Annotated in this window: 21 protein-coding genes and 1 tRNA gene; 10 read left to right on the plus strand and 12 right to left on the minus strand. The window is 62.5% G+C overall.

Annotation, left to right across the window (positions count from 1 at the left end):
- Nucleotides 1-173 precede the first annotated feature (173 nt).
- Nucleotides 174-740, plus strand: coding sequence for a hypothetical protein (locus CKO42_RS18985; protein ID WP_200247484.1), 567 nt, complete (start codon nt 174-176; stop codon nt 738-740).
- Between the two features lie 45 nt (nt 741-785).
- A tRNA-Val gene (locus CKO42_RS18990) sits at nt 786-860 on the plus strand.
- A 394-nt stretch (nt 861-1,254) separates the two neighbouring features.
- Here CKO42_RS18990 and CKO42_RS18995 read toward each other — a convergent pair.
- Nucleotides 1,255-1,461 (minus strand): YgaP family membrane protein, encoded by a 207-nt coding sequence (locus tag CKO42_RS18995; protein WP_200247486.1) that lies wholly within the window; start codon nt 1,459-1,461, stop codon nt 1,255-1,257.
- 453 nt (nt 1,462-1,914) lie between these two features.
- Between CKO42_RS18995 and CKO42_RS19000 the strand changes: the two genes are divergently transcribed.
- The gene (locus tag CKO42_RS19000) at nt 1,915-2,064 is read left to right on the plus strand and encodes a hypothetical protein (protein WP_200247576.1); all 150 of its coding nucleotides are present in this window, start codon (nt 1,915-1,917) and stop codon (nt 2,062-2,064) included.
- Between the two features lie 19 nt (nt 2,065-2,083).
- Here the strand turns inward: CKO42_RS19000 and CKO42_RS19005 are convergent, their stop codons facing one another.
- From CKO42_RS19005 to CKO42_RS19015, 3 genes are all read right to left on the minus strand, one after another.
- Nucleotides 2,084-2,296: a type II toxin-antitoxin system HicB family antitoxin gene (locus CKO42_RS19005; protein WP_200247488.1), complete on the minus strand. Its 213-nt coding sequence runs from the start codon at nt 2,294-2,296 to the stop codon at nt 2,084-2,086.
- A gap of 364 nt (nt 2,297-2,660) precedes the next feature.
- Complete coding sequence (locus tag CKO42_RS19010) at nt 2,661-3,446, minus strand: HsdR family type I site-specific deoxyribonuclease (RefSeq protein ID WP_200247490.1); 786 nt, start codon at nt 3,444-3,446, stop codon at nt 2,661-2,663.
- 23 nt (nt 3,447-3,469) lie between these two features.
- Nucleotides 3,470-4,678 (minus strand): EAL domain-containing protein, encoded by a 1,209-nt coding sequence (locus CKO42_RS19015; RefSeq protein WP_200247492.1) that lies wholly within the window; start codon nt 4,676-4,678, stop codon nt 3,470-3,472.
- 102 nt (nt 4,679-4,780) lie between these two features.
- On the opposite strand from CKO42_RS19015, the gene CKO42_RS19020 reads away from it, so the two are divergent.
- Together CKO42_RS19020 and CKO42_RS27505 are read left to right on the plus strand one after the other, a co-directional pair.
- Nucleotides 4,781-5,071, plus strand: a complete 291-nt coding sequence (locus tag CKO42_RS19020) for a hypothetical protein (protein ID WP_200247578.1) — start codon at nt 4,781-4,783, stop codon at nt 5,069-5,071.
- Nucleotides 5,072-5,233: 162 nt separating this feature from the next.
- The gene (locus tag CKO42_RS27505; protein ID WP_242479532.1) at nt 5,234-5,422 is read left to right on the plus strand and encodes a hypothetical protein; all 189 of its coding nucleotides are present in this window, start codon (nt 5,234-5,236) and stop codon (nt 5,420-5,422) included.
- Between the two features lie 41 nt (nt 5,423-5,463).
- Here the strand turns inward: CKO42_RS27505 and phnE (CKO42_RS19030) are convergent, their stop codons facing one another.
- From phnE (CKO42_RS19030) to phnD, 4 genes are all read right to left on the minus strand, one after another.
- Nucleotides 5,464-6,309 carry a phosphonate ABC transporter, permease protein PhnE gene (gene phnE, locus CKO42_RS19030; protein ID WP_200247494.1) on the minus strand — a complete coding sequence of 282 codons (846 nt, stop codon included), beginning with the start codon at nt 6,307-6,309 and terminating at the stop codon, nt 5,464-5,466.
- Between the two features lie 35 nt (nt 6,310-6,344).
- Entirely contained in the window at nt 6,345-7,106 is a 762-nt protein-coding gene (phnE, locus tag CKO42_RS19035) for a phosphonate ABC transporter, permease protein PhnE (protein WP_200247496.1), read from the minus strand.
- Between the two features lie 95 nt (nt 7,107-7,201).
- Nucleotides 7,202-8,170, minus strand: a complete 969-nt coding sequence (locus CKO42_RS19040) for a phosphonate ABC transporter ATP-binding protein (protein ID WP_338034956.1) — start codon at nt 8,168-8,170, stop codon at nt 7,202-7,204.
- 10 nt (nt 8,171-8,180) lie between these two features.
- On the minus strand, nt 8,181-9,167 hold the full coding sequence (gene phnD, locus CKO42_RS19045) for a phosphate/phosphite/phosphonate ABC transporter substrate-binding protein (protein ID WP_200247500.1): 987 nt from the start codon (nt 9,165-9,167) through the stop codon (nt 8,181-8,183).
- A gap of 237 nt (nt 9,168-9,404) precedes the next feature.
- Between phnD and CKO42_RS19050 the strand changes: the two genes are divergently transcribed.
- Nucleotides 9,405-10,175, plus strand: a complete 771-nt coding sequence (locus CKO42_RS19050; protein WP_200247502.1) for a secretin N-terminal domain-containing protein — start codon at nt 9,405-9,407, stop codon at nt 10,173-10,175.
- On the opposite strand, the gene CKO42_RS28595 is transcribed toward CKO42_RS19050, so the two are convergent.
- Nucleotides 10,108-10,458, minus strand: a complete 351-nt coding sequence (locus tag CKO42_RS28595; RefSeq protein ID WP_420844333.1) for a hypothetical protein — start codon at nt 10,456-10,458, stop codon at nt 10,108-10,110. The genes CKO42_RS19050 and CKO42_RS28595 overlap by 68 nt on opposite strands.
- Before the next feature lie 48 nt (nt 10,459-10,506).
- On the opposite strand from CKO42_RS28595, the gene CKO42_RS19055 reads away from it, so the two are divergent.
- Complete coding sequence (locus CKO42_RS19055) at nt 10,507-10,695, plus strand: BrnT family toxin (protein ID WP_200247504.1); 189 nt, start codon at nt 10,507-10,509, stop codon at nt 10,693-10,695.
- Nucleotides 10,661-10,951, plus strand: coding sequence for a BrnA antitoxin family protein (locus CKO42_RS19060; RefSeq protein WP_200247506.1), 291 nt, complete (start codon nt 10,661-10,663; stop codon nt 10,949-10,951). The genes CKO42_RS19055 and CKO42_RS19060 overlap by 35 nt, the downstream gene beginning before the upstream one ends.
- 112 nt (nt 10,952-11,063) lie before the next feature.
- Here the strand turns inward: CKO42_RS19060 and CKO42_RS28000 are convergent, their stop codons facing one another.
- Entirely contained in the window at nt 11,064-11,195 is a 132-nt protein-coding gene (locus tag CKO42_RS28000; protein WP_274608939.1) for a hypothetical protein, read from the minus strand.
- Nucleotides 11,196-11,217: 22 nt separating this feature from the next.
- On the opposite strand from CKO42_RS28000, the gene CKO42_RS19065 reads away from it, so the two are divergent.
- Both CKO42_RS19065 and CKO42_RS19070 read left to right on the plus strand, forming a co-directional pair.
- The gene (locus tag CKO42_RS19065) at nt 11,218-11,598 is read left to right on the plus strand and encodes a YchJ family protein (RefSeq protein WP_200247508.1); all 381 of its coding nucleotides are present in this window, start codon (nt 11,218-11,220) and stop codon (nt 11,596-11,598) included.
- Nucleotides 11,599-12,182: 584 nt separating this feature from the next.
- Complete coding sequence (locus tag CKO42_RS19070; protein WP_242479541.1) at nt 12,183-12,707, plus strand: tetratricopeptide repeat protein; 525 nt, start codon at nt 12,183-12,185, stop codon at nt 12,705-12,707.
- A gap of 251 nt (nt 12,708-12,958) precedes the next feature.
- Here the strand turns inward: CKO42_RS19070 and CKO42_RS19075 are convergent, their stop codons facing one another.
- Together CKO42_RS19075 and CKO42_RS19080 are read right to left on the minus strand one after the other, a co-directional pair.
- Nucleotides 12,959-13,561 carry a proline iminopeptidase-family hydrolase gene (locus CKO42_RS19075; RefSeq protein WP_200247512.1) on the minus strand — a complete coding sequence of 201 codons (603 nt, stop codon included), beginning with the start codon at nt 13,559-13,561 and terminating at the stop codon, nt 12,959-12,961.
- Nucleotides 13,562-13,565: 4 nt separating this feature from the next.
- On the minus strand, nt 13,566-15,665 hold the full coding sequence (locus CKO42_RS19080; RefSeq protein ID WP_200247514.1) for an alkaline phosphatase D family protein: 2,100 nt from the start codon (nt 15,663-15,665) through the stop codon (nt 13,566-13,568).
- Between the last annotated feature and the right edge of the window lie 157 nt (nt 15,666-15,822).

A 15,822-nucleotide genomic window follows, 5' to 3' on the forward strand; every position in this document is an offset into this window, starting at 1 on the left:
TGGGAGCCGGTCCGGCGTCTCTCGATCCGCCGTGATGAAGTTGACCGCCATGTTGCATCCTCGCCTCTGTTCTGTAACGCTCCTAGTCTACCGGATGCCCGGGGTGATAAGTCGGACAGCCTCCTAGTGGCGACGGGGATGTCGGTGAGGAGCACCTCACGGAGCAGGGACGCGTGCTCAAGCGCTTGGCGCCGCGCACGCGCCCCTACCGCAGCGTGTTTGGTGAGTTTCAGCTCGAGCGGTTCGTCTATGGCCAACGTGAAGGCCAGGCCATCGAGCGGATCCCCTTGGATGCGCGGTTGAAACTCCCCGAGACCTGCACCTCGTTTCTGCTGCAGTCCTGGAACGAACAGCTGTTGATCGATCAGCCCTACGCACAGACCAACGACCTGCTCGAGCGCGTGCTCGAGGTGCGCCAATCGGTGCAGACACTGGAACGTCAGCAGGCCGGGTTGAGCACCTCCGTAGACGCGTTTTGGGCGCAGCAGCCAGTGCCCGCGTTCGCCAACACCCTCGTGGTCAACACCGTCGATGGCAAAGGGGTGGCGATGCGCGCCAGCGAGACCCAAGGGCTGGGCGGCAAGAAGAAGATGGCCCTGCTTGGCAGATTGCACCCCATCGCAACCGGCTTCGACTGCGCGGACCAGCGCTTTCGGAGAGCACTGCCTTCACACGGCAGGGGTCGCTGGTTCAATCCATCAGCTGCACAGAACGCCCAATGCGCCTCCACTTGGATTTGACCGCCAGCCAAGTGCCCGCTATCCTTGGTGGTCTGCCCGCACTCAGGGCGCGTAGCTCAGTGGGAGAGCACTGCCTTCACACGGCAGGGGTCGCTGGTTCGAACCCAGCCGCGCCCACCATTCAAATCAATCGCCTGCATCATTTTTACTTGACTTATCAATAAGTCACGGCTCGTGCTGGCAATTCCCAAATCGGCAGTGCGACGACAGCGCCTCAATATCCTCGAAGGTTTCGGCAATGCCGGAGGCAGCATCTGACAACTGCAATTCGTGCATACCCGGGGTGTCCCGGTGACGACGAGTAGATGAAGGCGCACGCATTCAGAGGCAGCGACGGCGGCCTCAAGTGGCTGGAAGACCCCGCCGATAAGCTTGCCGGGGGGCGCGGGAGCGACGATCCACCGCTTTCCGCATTAGCGGCAAGTCGCGCTCGTAGACACGCCCCAACGGGCGGCCGATGATGGCTGGAAAGCAACCACCACGTCGTCGGCCGGATGACGCGATTGCCGGGGAGCTAATCGCCCTTCGTCGTATCGATCTTGAGCGGAATGTACGCGAAGCAGGTACGCTTCCAACTCGTAAAGAGCAGCACCAGCGCGATGACCGTCAGGAGCATTTGAAGCGCCACGCCAGGCATAAAAAAGCTGATCGTGATGATCACGGCGGCCGCGATCATACGGATGTTGCTGTCGCCGTTACCGACGTTCTTAGGTAGGGCCATGGAGGGTTATCCTTGAGAAATTTGGGCGTTTAATTGTTTAGCTGCGAGATGGTCGTCGGCTCAGTCGGGGGGCCGACGGCCGATCCAACTTCGCAACGGGGGGGCATATCGAGCGACCATTGGGTTGGACCGGGTGAGTCTAACAAAATCGCGGACACAGGCGATGATGCATGTCGATGCACGACGCCATTGTCCCAGCTATGCAGCGTAGCATATGCCTGACCATCTGCAATGCGCGTCCCGCTCAGCCGGATTGAATCGCAGGCTTCAGCGGCACCGCCGTAACAATCCACGGCAACACAGGCGGCTCGAAGCGGCATCGACCATGCCGGCTCGCTCGACCCTAACCTTGTGGAACCTCAATGAGCGCTCGGTAACAGGTGTAGCCAACGATCGAGTCCGCAGACAGTCCTGGTAGCGCTGCAGTCGCCATTCGGGGCGAAGCCCGCGTGCATGGCTCTCCTGTGTCCCCTGGAAGCTTCCCTTGCATCCCTACTGCGTCACTGGCGCTTCCGCAGCGTTGGCTTCCTGCTGGTCGCCTTCTCCGCCGTCGTCGGCCAAACCTTCGTGCTGTCGCTGTTTGGCGAGGAATGGCGGGCATGAGGTCGGCTTGAGGTGCGTATTAGGCGTACATTAGTTTTCCGCGCGGTTCAGGAACGGGGCGATCCAGTTCGCGCGCAGTTTCAATCCATTCTTGAATTATTATCTCTGCGTTTTGTAGAGCTTTTTGATAGCTTTCCCCATCTGCCATACAACCAGGCAGTTCTGGCACTTCCGCTAGATAAGCATTATCCTCATTGCTCCAATAAATAATGATCTCATATTTAGCTGCCATATATGTCACCGAGTTTGTACTTGAGGATAACAGTACGTACTTGTTTGACTTGGTAAGCCTTCGCTAGTGCGCCGACTGGCTGAAGATTCAAGATTTCTTGAATTTTCGGCTTCGTGTAGATGAAATGATCTCCTCTCACTCTTTCTGTGAAACCGAGTGTTTTGAGCAGTTTGCACAGATCCTTAAATGAGGTGTTTGCGTCAGAAGTGCCGCGCAGGACTAACTCCAAAATCTTTTCAGTTTTTCCATTAGCTAAATCTGCTTGGCTCTCCCGTGCCTAACCCCAAGCCCCAAGCTCAGCCAAGTCCTTTGAGCAAGAGCGAAACCGGCTCGGCTAGAGCATTTTGTTAGGCGATTATCCACATTACCCAACGTGCTCCGCTGAAGCCTTGCATTCAGTATCCAGCTTCTCGCTCAGCATCTGTTCAATACTCTGACTCCAAGCGGTCTTGAACGCGGGGTCGGAGGCAAACAGTTTATACAGCTCAAGCTCTTCTTTTCTGCGTTTCAGCATCACATCCTGCAACATCTTGTCGAGCGCCAGCTCGCGCGTGTAGGGGTCGGTATTGGCCGCGTATTTTTCGCTGTAATCCGGGTGGGAGCGGATGCTGTTGACCACATTGATGAACTTCACCCGCTGCTCTTCCGGTGTCGCGCTCCAGCCCTGGAACCAGCGTTCGTTGAAGGTGCGGATGATCTCGTCGAGCGGGTCTTTGTCCGGGTCGCCATCACGGTAGCCGCGTGGATTGGGGTTCTGCGGATCAAGCTCGGACGGCGACGCATCAAGGTCGATGCTGTGGTTCAGTTTGGTCCGCTCAAGACCGTAGGAGGACAGATCGACCGCCTCCAGCAAGGCGTCGAGCTGATCCTGGTCGGGGTCGGTGATCTTCAGCTTCGGCAGCAGAAACTTCAGAAACCAGAAGAGCTTTTCCCAGGCGATGATCTCGAATGGCATGATCGACGCCATCTGGCTATAGATCTTGACGAACTGACGCGCCTTGATCTTGAAGTCGATCTTGTCCTTCTCGGTCAACTCCAGCTGCTGGTTGAAGCGCTCTGCCGCCTTGTCGACCAGCGGACTCAACGCCTGAGCGTCATCGCCCGCGAAATAGCGCGTGACGAAGTCCTCGACCTCTTGCCATTCATACACCCCGACCTGATCGAGCGCCGCCTTCAATTCGTCTGGGTATTGCTCTGGTTGTGATCGGTGAGTTTCTGACTGACCTCACTAATGGGGGTGTCGTGCTCGACCATCACCGGCTTGGTATCCATGAATAATCGGATCGGTTTGCGACCGTGTAGATCGCGTCCGTAGCGGCTGAGGAAGAGATTCATAAAGTCCATTCGCCGCACAAGCCCAAGGGGTTTGCCCTTTTCCACTACCGGCAGTGTCTGCAGTTGGCGTGCAGCGTGAAAGACCTCGCCGACTTCCTCGACGCTGTAGTCCGAGCATACGGGCGGGATCTCGGTTGCCAGTCCGGCGACCGTGGCGGTCTGCGCGTCGCTCAGGCTGCTCTCGGAGTCGGCAGCGCCGCAAAAGAGCTTCTTGCGCAGCCGTTTCCTCGGCGCTGGATCGAGCGCGCCGATAGAGTTGCCCTGCAGAAGAGGGATACCAAGCGCTTCGGCGGCACGCAGAGTCTGCTCGGTGTCGATCCCGGTGGCGACGACCAGCGCATTGAAACGCCGAGCGACATCCAGGGTGGCACGCGCGAATTCAAGGCTGGGCACCGGCAACTGCAGGGCTTCGATCTGGCCGCGGCCCAATTCGATGTAGTCTGGGCGCAGTGCCTGCACGGCGAGCAGCGCGCCATGACTGTCGCCGAAGCCGCACAGCATCCACTGGATGCCCAGCGCACGGAGATCGGCCAACAGTCGACTCAAGGCCTTCAGGCTGGACTGGACGCGGTGCTCGGAGAGCCCCAGTACGAGCCTGTCCGGCTCCAACCCCGCCTGCGTCAAGGTTTCCTGCAGCCGGTCAGCGCAAAAGCCGGGGTCGTAGAGCGCCGCCCGTCTGAGCCGATAGAACAGTTTGCCGCCGAGTCCTTGCGCCCGGAATTGTGTGGCAAGGCTGTTCAGGACCGCCAGCGTTAGCTCGGCCGATCGCCCACAGTGCTCGGCCACGCCGAATAGCGTCAAGGGGAGGCGGAGCGGGCTGTCGGTGGGTCCGCTGATCTGGCCGCGGTAGCCATGTGGGTCACGCAGTCGCAGCTCGGCAATCGGTGCGAAGGCGGGCGTCAGCGATTGCCGCACCAAGATCTGATCCAGATCCTGCACCGAGGCGTCATCGATTGAATCACCCGTGCTCGGATCATCGCAGCGCGCATGGCCAGTCCGTGTATTGGTGTCGTCGTCGGGTAGGCTCAATTGCTGACGTTCGATCACAGGACGACAAATCTCTACCTTAGCAGAACTGAGTGTCACTTTAGTGACTGCGGGCATCTGACTGAGGGCATCGCCGGGATGGGGTAAATACTGTGCTGTCTCTTGAGACAAGGCCGCTCGAGCAATGGCCGCGTTGCGGCATTCGCTGGCCGCGGCACATGGGGCCTGCATTATCTCTGGCACCTGTTGATCTGGTCTCGCATCTCGGCAGGACGCTGCGGGCTCCTGCCGATCGAGCTGCCGCTCAAGGTCTATGCACTGCTGTTCGCCAACCTGCAACAAGCGGATCTGCTCTCGCCGACGCGCCACGCCATTCCTGGCCCCGCGTCTCGCGGCATCTATCCACTTCGTGCACACGGCGCGTGGCAACGATCGGGACTTTTTTACCCATGAGCGGGTGTTCCAGAAGCTGAGCGCCTTCTCCGGGCGTTATGATCCCACGCTCAATGTCGAGTGCTTCCGCGACCTGCTCGACGGTTACCGCAATGAGCTGATCTTCTATCACTCACCCGCGCAGTACCTGCCGGGTCTCGATGGCTGGCGGCCTTGCGACGGATGGATATCGTGCTGGTCTTCGGACGTGAGGACCCGTTCCTCGACAACAATCGCTATCTCAGCCGTATCCTCTGGGAGAAGGGCCTCTGGCATGCGTTGCACGAGTGGGATGATCGTGCCCATAGCGGCTACTACTGGCGACGCATGGCGCCGCATGGCGCCGCTCTACCTATGAGCGGGCTTGAATGATCGAGCCGGTGGAGCCTAACGCAGCCCGCGCAGCCTCCTGCTCAAATCAGCCTCTTCCTGGCTTCAGCGCTGATCCATTCGCTGACCAGCACCGTTGCCAGGATGACGATAAAGATGAGCGTCACCTGCGGCCAGGCGAGGGTATCGACCGAGGCCTTGAGCTGCAGTCCGATGCCGCCCGCGCCAACCAGCCCGAGTACCGTCGCTTCGCGGATGTTGATATCCCAGCGGAACACGGCGATGCCGGCAAATGCCGGCAGCACCTGAGGCATGATGGCGTAGTCCAACACCTGGACGGGACCGGCACCGGTTGCGCGAACCGCTTCGACTTGTTGCGGGTCGATCTCCTCGATCGCCTCATAGAGCAGCTTGCCGATGAAGCCGATCGAGCGCAGCGCAATCGCGATCACGCCTGCCAGCAATCCCGGGCCAAGGATGGTGACCAGGAGGAGCGCCCAGATCAGCGCATTGACCGAGCGCGATGCAACGATCACGAGCAGTGCAAGGGGGCGTAGGAAAGCGACGCTCGGGGAGGTATTGCGGGCCGCGAGAAAGGCGATCGGTAGCGCGATCACAAGCGCGATGAGCGTCCCGAGCGTCGCGATGTTCAGCGTATCCCAGAGCGGTCGCCAGAGTTGGTCCAGATAAGACCAGCGCGGCGGGACCATGCGCGAGAACAGGTCGCCGGCCTGGCGCGGGGCATCCCAGACGAAGGCCCAGATCTGATCCCGGGTCATCAGCTCCCAACAGACCAGGAACAGCAGCACCAGGAGCAGCCAGGCCAGCCAGCCGATCAGCTCACGGCGCGGTGTGTGGCGACGCCAGCGCGCGTTCGCCTGAGGTTGCTGATTGGCTGGCTGATGGGCTGCCTTCTGAGCAGGGGACACCGCTTGGCGCGACGAAGCGCGGGGCTCGTGCCTGTTCACTGTAGCCTCCGGCGTATCCAGCTCGAGCTGTACTCGGTCGCCAGCACGATGAGGATGATCAGCAGCAGGATCGCGGCGGCTGAGTCGTACTCATAGCGGTCGAGCGCCGTGTTCAGCGTGGCGCCAATGCCGCCCGCGCCAACGATGCCGATCACCGACGACTCCCGGAAGTTGATGTCGAGTCGATACAGCGACAGGCCGATCAGCCGCGGCATGACTTGCGGCTTGACCCCGTAGTCGAGCACCTGCCACCAAGAGGCGCCCGTCGCGCGCACGGCATCAGCCTGGGCCTTATCGATCTCCTCGATGTCCTCGCCCAGCAGCTTGGCCAAGAAACCGATGGTGGCAAAGGCCAGTGTCAGGAAGCCAGCCAGAGGGCCGAAGCCAACCATCGCGACAAAGAGGATCGCGACGATGATCTCTTGTAGGGAGCGCGAGATGGCGATAATCGCTCGGCAGCCGAGATAGATTGGCAGCGGCGCGAGGTTGCGGGCAGCGCCGATGCCGATGGGCACCGAGAGGAGGATGCCGGCGACGGTCGCCGTGAACGTCATCGTCAAGCTCTCAACCAGTCCCGTGCTGATATCACGCCAGCGGCTGCTGAAGTCCGGACTGGCAAAACCGCCGATAAAGCGCAGTCCCCGCTCCCAACCATCGGCGGCCCGCGCCCAGTTGACATCGATGCTCGCGAGCGCGAGCAGACCATAGCTCAATGTAGCGAGGATCAAGAGCCAGCGGAGCCGGCGGTCGCTGATCAACGGTGGACGCCGCCAGCAGGTTGGCCAATCGGGTGACACATCCATCCCTGCCCGCGATGCTGAGCTCGGCGCGTCGGACGACCGGTCGGTCTTCATCACAGCGCCCCAGCCATCGACTGATCGGTCGGCGGCTCTGGCCCAGGGTGGTGCTGAGTGGCGCCTGCTGGGTGTCGCTCCGGCGCGCCGCCTGAGTGCCCGGCATCCTCCGTGGTCGATCCCCAATCCTCCTCGCCGTAGATCTGGGTCAGCACCTCGGGACTCAGCCCATCTGGTGGTCCGTCGTAGACGATACGCCCAGCGCGCAGCCCAACGATTCGCATCATGAACTGCTGCGCGAGGGCCACGTCGTGAATGTTGACAATGGCCGCCAGCCCTCGCCCCGAGCCAGGCCCTGAGCCACGCCCGGTGTCATCGGCCCGATTGGCTTCGGCGCAGACCTCACGCAGCAGCCGCATGATCTGCCGCGAGGTCTTCGGGTCCAGGCTGGCGGTGGGCTCGTCGACCAGCAGCAGATCGGGCTCTTGCGCCAACGCGCGGGTGATGCCAACCCGCTGGCGCTGACCACCGGATAACGCATCGGCGCGCTTGTCGGCATGCTCGGCGAGGCCCACGCGATCCAGCAGTCGATAGGCGTTCGCAATATCGGCCGGCGGAAACCGCCGCAACCAACTGCGCCAAAACGGCACGTAGCCCAGTCGCCCGGATAAAACGTTCTCCATGACGGTAAGGCGCTCGACCAGTGCGAATTCCTGAAAGATCATCCCGATTCGCCGCCGCGCGCGTCGCAACCCGCGCCGACCGAGCGCGCTGAGCTCGATCTCGTCCGGCGCAGGACTGCCCGGTCTCGCCGGCCCCAGAAACACCTGCCCGCTGGTCGGCTCGACCAGCCGGTTGATGCAGCGGATCAGCGTTGACTTGCCGGCCCCGGACGGCCCGATCAGCCCGAGCACCTGCCCTGGCGGGACGCTGAGCGAGACATCGCTGAGTGCCAGGTCACCGGCGGGATAGCGCTTGCTGAGTCGGACCAGCCGCAGGGCGAGCGGCGAGCGAGCGTCAGGGCTCACGCGCTCGGCGCTACTTGCAGTCGTAGGACACACCATTGGCAGCGTCGATCTTGCGGATTACCTCCCAATGCTCTTTAAAGGTGATCGGGATGAACTGCGCTTCGCCAGACTGCTTGAATTCCTCCTGCAGCTTTGAGCCCTCCCAGGGAAAGCTGAAGAACGCATCCTTGACCTTGTCCGCAAGCTCCGGCTTGAGGTTGTAGACCACACCATAGCCGGTGGTTGGAAAGGTCTGCGACTTGTAGAGGCTGACGACCTGCTCCGGCTCGATCACCTCGCGAGCCATCATCCTGCGCAGCACCGAGTTGGCGACCGCCGCAGCGGGGTAGTCCTGATTGGCGACGCCGAGAATCGAATTATCATGCTTACCAGAGAAGACCGGCTCAAAGTCACGCTCGGCGACCAGATCGAAGTCGCTCTTGAGGATCGCCGAAGGCGCTTTGAAACCCGAGTTCGAGGTCGGCGAGGTGAAGGCCAGCTTGCCGCCTTTGATGTCGGCCACCTCATCGATGCCGCTCCCCGGGTAGGTGATGAGCTCCATCTCATAGCCAAAGCTGCCGTCCTCGGAGGCCATCATGGCAAACGGGACGAAGCCAGCGCAGTTCACCGCCAGCGGATTGGAGCCGGTGTTGAAGCCCGAGATATGCAGGCGGCCGGCGCGCATGGCTTCAATCTGGGCAGCGTTGGATTGGACGGGAAAGAATTGCACGCGTTTGCCCGTCACCGCTTCCATGTGGGTCAGAAACTCGTCCCAGACCTCGGCATAGACGGACGGGTCCTCGACCGGGGTGTAGGCGAAGACAAGCGTACTCGGGTCGAGCCACTGCTCAGAATCAGTCGGGGCATCCGCCACGAGATCGCCGTCGGCATCGGTATAACGTGCGTCGAGTGCGAGCAGTGGCCCGGCGAGCAGGAGCAGCAAGAGGCCCAGCAGGCTAAGATAAGTCAGGCGGACAACGCTCGACAGGCTCGCTAACGATGACGGTTGGTGCATCATGGTGCTCTCGAGGATCAAGTGAGGGGTTGGGCGCAACGGGTAGACTCGTGATGCTAGCGGCCAAGTATGACCCCTTGATGACGGGTGACGACCTGCCATCCTGATATCGCCCGCCGCAGGCCCAGCGCTCCCACCCTGTCATCCGAGACAGGAGGCTCCATACGCGACCTGACGTGACCTCTCGGCACTAGTCGAATTGGATGCGCGGAACACTCAATACAGCGCCGATTGACCATGATGCTAACGCACAGCCCACAGACCACAGCCGCTTGGCGGCATGCCCTTTTCACCCTCTTGATCGGCTTGGCCATTGCTCAGCCAATCCTCGCCGATGAGGCCCGGGAAGTGGCCTACCTGCAGGTGTCTTCCCAGCCCGCCGAGGAACTGCTGAAGGTGCTCCGCCCACTTGTTGGCGGCGGTACGCTGATGGCCCATGGAGATCAGCTCATCGTGCAGGGCACGCCATCAGAAATCGCTACCGTCAGCGAGGCGCTCGAACGGCTTGACCGCGCACCACGAAGACTCATGATCGAGGTGCGCCTGGCCGAACAGTCAGCGGAGTATGACGGATCTGGGCGTCGCAGCGGCGTGCGCGTGACCGGCACCCGTCGCCAAGAGGATCTGCTGCAGCGCGTGCAGACGCTCGATGGGCGCCCAGCGCTGATTCAAACCGGCGAATGGCGTCCGGTGACGACGCTTGCTGGTGTCTGGGCACGGCAAGGTGGTGCGGTTTTTCATCACCAGGGTCAGTCGATCAACACGGGTTTCTACGCCGTCGCACGGACCCATGGCAACGACGTTACGGTCGAGCTCTATCAGCAGCACGAGCAGGCGCAACCGAATGGTCGACTGCGCGGTTCTTCCGCACAGACGACGCTGAGCGGACCACTGGACGCATGGCTCGAGGTGGGTGGCGAGCAGCGACTGCGGGAGCCCGGCGTCAGACGCTGGTCGACCGGAGACGCCGCCGAGAGGCGCCTGCAACTGCGTGTGCGTTGGCTTGACTAGCCAGCCAAGTTGCACAGGGCGCTGGTGGCTGATAACCGCTCGACCGCGCCTCATCAGCGCCTTCGGTCCCGGTGATGGCGCACATCAGATCGCTCGCTGCGGCCTTGACCTCATCGTCGGTCATGCGCGCACCGCCCCAGTAATCGTTACCCGGCCAGGAGACCTGATCCCAGGCGACGATGCTGAAGAGTTGACTTGCCTTCGGGTATTTTTTGTATACACAATAATAAGCATGGACATCACCTTTGATCCAGCCAAAGACCGCCTGAATATCGCCAATCATGATCTGTCGTTGGCGTTGGCGGCAGTCCTCGAATAGGAGCTCGCGCTGGTGCGCGAAGACACCCGTGAGGCCTACGGCGAGCAGCGCTGGATTGGCTTCGCGCCCATTGGTCGTGCGGTTTATTGCGTGGTGTTCACTGAGGAACGCGAGCTTTATCGCATCATCAGCTTGCACAAAGCCACGCCAAAAGAGATCAGAGACTATGCACGTTACATCGAAATCCGGCCGGATTTTTGAGCTACCGAGCGCAGAGGAAGAGGCCCGCATTCGCGCGGGCATCGCTGCAGACCCGGACACCCATGAGATGACCGACAAGGAGATGGCGCAACTGCGCCCGTTCGCGCGCTCCTTAGGGCGACCGAAAGCCGACAGCACAAAACAGCCGGTCTCGATCCGGCTCTCGCCAGAGGTGGTTGACTATTTCAAAGCTGGCGGCCCCGGCTGGCAGACCCGCATTGATGCCGTACTACGTGAGTATGTGGCGTCTCACTAACGCACGAACTCGACAACTCCACGGCGAAGCGCGGCGTTTGAGACCCTGGTCAAGACACTGATCGATGAGCCCGAGCTGCGCGCGGCTATTGATCTCTTCAGTCAGCGCCGACTCAGCAGAAGTGTTCGGCCCGCAGCTGTTCAGCACCGGGGCTCAGGCTGGGCTTGTGCCGATCGGGCGTCTGCGCGAAGCTGCCAATCATTGCTGACTCGACGCCTGCCAACACCGGTTCAGGCGTCGCCACCAAGAGGACCTGAGCCTTGTCGATGCCTTGCCCCTGCGGCTCCGGACACACCCTTGCCGACTGTTGCGGCCCATTCCTGGCTGGCACCACAGTGCCGCCAACCGCTGAGGCGCTGATGCGCTCGCGCTACACGGCCTTCTCCCAAGGTGCCATCGACTATCTGCGCACCACCTGGCACGCCAGCACACGCCCCGCCGAGATCACCTCGGACCCAGCGCCGACCTGGATGGGCCTCAAGATCCTGACCACCAAGGCAGGTGGTGCCGACGACAGCGAAGGCTGGGTAGAGTTCGTCGCGCGCTACAAGATCGGCCGACGTCCGTTCCGGCTGCATGAGCGCAGCCGCTTTCTGCGCGAGGATGGGGCCTGGCGCTATGTCGATGGGGTGTTGGACCCGAACTGATCCCTGGCGCCTGAACCTCCAAACCGCTCATCCAGCTCCAGGATGCACCCCCCGGATCGTCAGCACCCTCGTCTCATTCATCCAGATCAACGACCATCGTGACCAAAAAGACGACCAAGAAACCGACCCGCACCGAGCCACGGCCTGCGCAGTCTCTGCACGCCGCTTGCCGGGGCCACCGCACGGCGTCTGGAGGACGCGCTCGCGCAACTCAATGCCCTGCTCATGCTCAGAAACGACGCCGAAGCCTGGGAGGCCTTCGGGCGGATCAGCCAGACCGATTGGTTCGCTGACACTGACGGACTGCGCGCCGCGGCCTTGTGTCACTTCGGTGCCTGTGCAGCCGCGCGCCTGGGTCGGGGCGATGACGCGGTCCGGCTCTGGAAACAGGCCTCGACGATGGACCCCACGCTGAAGCCTGCCAGCGCCAATCTCAACCGGTGCGAGCGTGACCAGGCGCCACCGCCCTTTCCCATCGTGCTCGAGATGTATGAGGCCCTGCCAATCCCGTGGACGAACCGGCTGAGCCGCGATGAATTACCCGCGAGCGCAAACCGATCGACCTCCCCGCGGACCTCGCGGCGCTGCTCGATGAGTCGAATGCCTTATTCAAGCAGGGGCAGGCCGATGCGGCGGAACAGCGCCTCAACCGCATCCTGCAACGCGTGCCCACGCATGCGATCGCCCGCGGCAACCTGGCCGCTGTGCGCACGCTGCAAGGACGCCATGCCGAGGCGATGCAATTGCTGCAAGACCTGGTCGCCGACCACCCGGATTACCTCTTGGGCCGCTGCAATCTGGCGCAGATGCTGCTTGAACAGGACGCGATCGACGACGCCCACGCCCTGCTGGTCGGCCTGATCGAGCGCGAGCAGCTGCATATCCAGGAGGCGTTTGCGCTCTACGGCGCGCTGGCCAGGGTGCACCAGGCCAAGGGCGAAACGGATGCGGTGCAGACACTGCTGTCCCATCTGCAATCCATGGTCGAGGACGAGGACGATGAACGCCGATTCCGGCAACTGAAACGCGCGATCGATCGGCCTAATCTCCTGCAGGAATTCAGCGAACATCTCGCATCGTTGGTGGGACCGGGCGCGAAGCGTCCGTGAGGATGCTGCTTGTTGGGCAGGACAGTCAGTCGGCGCGACATCTGTTTGCCGATCAGCCCCTCGGGGAGCTTGCCTCACTGCGCTGGCAGTCTCGGATGATTGTCGTGGAAGGGCAGATACCGGATGCGATCGCATGCCTGCGGGCAGCGCAGCCCGCGATCGATGCGCGTGACTTCCTCTGGTTCGTGCAGGGTCAGGCATCCTTGCAGACCAACTATTCTGGGCCGCTCGAGGCCGCTTCATCACAGCGCTCAGCGATCGGCGTGCCGATCCAGAAAGGCCTGAACCACGGCTCGATAAGCCGCCGGCGCTTCGACGTGCGCCAGATGCGAGCAGCCCTCGAGCAGCGTCCACTCGGCATGGGGCAGACCCTCAAGCAGGACTTGGTTGATCCTGGGCGTCGACTCGTCGAACTCGCCGGAGATCAGCAAGACCGGAACCTGGATCTCACTGAGCCGCGCGGTGCGATCCCAGTCCTTGAGATTGCCAGTGATGTGGAACTCGCTCGGCCCCCACATGACGTTGTAGGGCTGACCGATCTGCTCAAACGCGCGCTGAACGGACGCGGGCCAAGTCTCGAGCCGAATCACGTGGCGGCGGTAGAAGGCCATCATCGCCTCCTGGTAGGCCGCGCTATCGGTGCTGCCGGCGGCTTCCTGCTGATCGAGCACCGCGCGCACCTCGGCGCTGAGCTGCGCGCGCAAGCGGTGGGTCTCCTCGCCCCAGAGCGGCGCGCTGGGCGTGCTGTTGGCGAGGATCAGCCCTTGCAGACCGAGCGGCTGGGTGAGCGCGTACTCGATCGCCAGCATGCCACCCCAGGATTGGCCGAGGATGACGGTCGCGGATGCGCTCAACGCCCTATCGAGTAAAGATCACAGCCGACCCATCGGTAAGTAGCTCGCGAATCCGCCAGGGTCGGCCATCCACATCCAGCTCGACCAGGCCAATACCACTGCCATTGAGCAGGCGCCGACCGCTCGCGGCCCCCTCGGGCTTACGCGGCAGGATGCGCAGACGCCGTCGACGGGTGAAGACATTCAGCGGTGAGCTGGGGGCAAAGAGCCAGTGATCGAGCCGATCGAGCACAGCGAGCAGGCGCTCTGGGAAGGCATTGCGCACGCCGCTACTGGTGATCTGCCAGACCTCTGGTCCGCGGCTGCGCCCGCGCAGTTCTACGTCGTAGACGAAGGAGTAATGCACGTCGCCCGAGAGGATGACGAAGTGCTCTGGTGTTTGTGGATGGCGGAAGATGTTCAACAAGCTGTGCGCCGCGCCGGAATGCGCCATCCAGTTCTCGGCATCGACCATCAGCGGAAAGCCGAGCCAGGTGAAGACGCGCTGGATGGTCTCGATCAGCTTGACGCCGAAGATCGGCGCCGGCGAGACCAGCAGCACCGCCGGCAGGCCGCGCAGGCGCTGCTGCAGATCGGTCAGCGCCTCCCAATCGAGCAGACCCGAGGGCTTGCTCGCCGCCGACTCCGAGCGCCAGCGATGGGTGCGGCTGTCGATGACGACCAGCGGTGGCGTCGTCGGCCAGTCATAATGCCAATCGCCGAAGCGTAACAGGCGCTGCACGCAGGCCTCGTGCTCGGCGCTGCCGGGATCATCGAGGCTGCGTTGCAGGCCTGCGAGCAAGTCATCGCTGAAGGCCTCGGGGCGATTGCCCCAGCCTTGATGGATCAGATAGCCGATCAGGGCATTGCCGATCACCCGCCGCGAGAGCGCATGGCCATAGGCCACCTCCTCCCAGGCGCGGCTCAGATTCCAGTCATCGGTGACGTCATGATCATCGAAGATCATCGCTACTGGGAGATGGGCCAGCAGCCGACGCACGGCCGGCAGCGCGGCGATGAAGGCATCGAGCGTGGCACGCTCCTGCGCGAATTGTGCCCGTTGCGCCTTCGTCAGGCTGGCGGGTGGATCGAGGTTGAGCCCGTGCCAGGGCGCGGGCGAGAACACCAGCAGGTACATCGCCAGCATCTCGCCCAGGCTGATCAGGTGGTTGTGGGCATTGGCGCTGGTGAAGATGGGCTTCTCAACGCCGCCGAACAGCACTTCGAGCAGGGCCGCGCTGTGGCGCTGCCGCGGTAGCAGCCACTCGCGACGGTAGTAGCCATCTCGGTGTGCATAGAGCGAGCGCGCATCGACGACGCCGCTCTGCGTCAACTCCGGCAGCGACTCGTCCGGCAGGCCTAAGCGCTCGATCAGCGCATGGATCGCGCGCAGCATCGGGCCGGCAACATCGTCCATATAAACCTGATCGCCTGAGAGCATCAGTAGCGATGGCCAGGCCGACATGGCGTCTGCGTCCTGCACGCTCGCTGTTGCTGGATTCGGTGCCGCCGTGGACGGTACTGCCGAGGCCGATGCTGCCGTGGTTGGTTCTGCAGGGGGCGGCGGTGCTGTTGGATTCGGTGTGGCCAGGCTTGGCGACCCAGCCAGCAGATCGGCGAGCCACTGGTCAGCCCGCGCCAGTCCATCCCCGCCGGGATGATGCGGCTTGCGGCAGGAGCCATGCAGCAGCGAGTGGACCTGAGCCGGCACCTTGAAGCCTGGCGAGGACTGGCCCGGATAGCAGAGATCAGGCGCCCAGTCGGCGCTGTCCTGCCAGGGTTGCTCGGGTTCCGCGAGCGGCTTCAGGGCCAAGCGATAGGCAATCCAGTGCTCAGCTGGCAGCGGTTGCGTAAGCCTCAGATCGATGAGCACATAGTGCAGCGCGCTGCCGGCGCGCAGCAGTCGGCAGGATGGATCGCCAGGCTCTAGGATGTAAGTTTGTGCTGAAGGCTGGCGATCGTCGGGCTCCAGGAGCGATTCCAGTGGTGGTTGTGGCTCCCAAGCCAGCTCCAGGCGCACACGCACCGGCGCGCGCACCGCGAGCCAGAGACTGACCCGGTCACGGAGTACGCGACGCAGGATGGGGCCGGCCCAGACCAACGGTGATGCGACAGTATTCTGCATGAGCGGCACGTCATTCGATCGGCGCCCGTCGGATGTGTTTCGGCGCTGTCGGAGTCACGAAAAGACAGCATTGGTCGCTGACGGGCGTGCACCGTGCCAACCATCACCGTCCTAAGGCGGAGTCATGCCCGTTAGTCTGGAAGACGACGCCGAATGC

Source organism: Lamprobacter modestohalophilus, assembly GCF_016583905.1.
GTDB classification, from domain to species: domain Bacteria; phylum Pseudomonadota; class Gammaproteobacteria; order Chromatiales; family Chromatiaceae; genus Lamprobacter; species Lamprobacter modestohalophilus.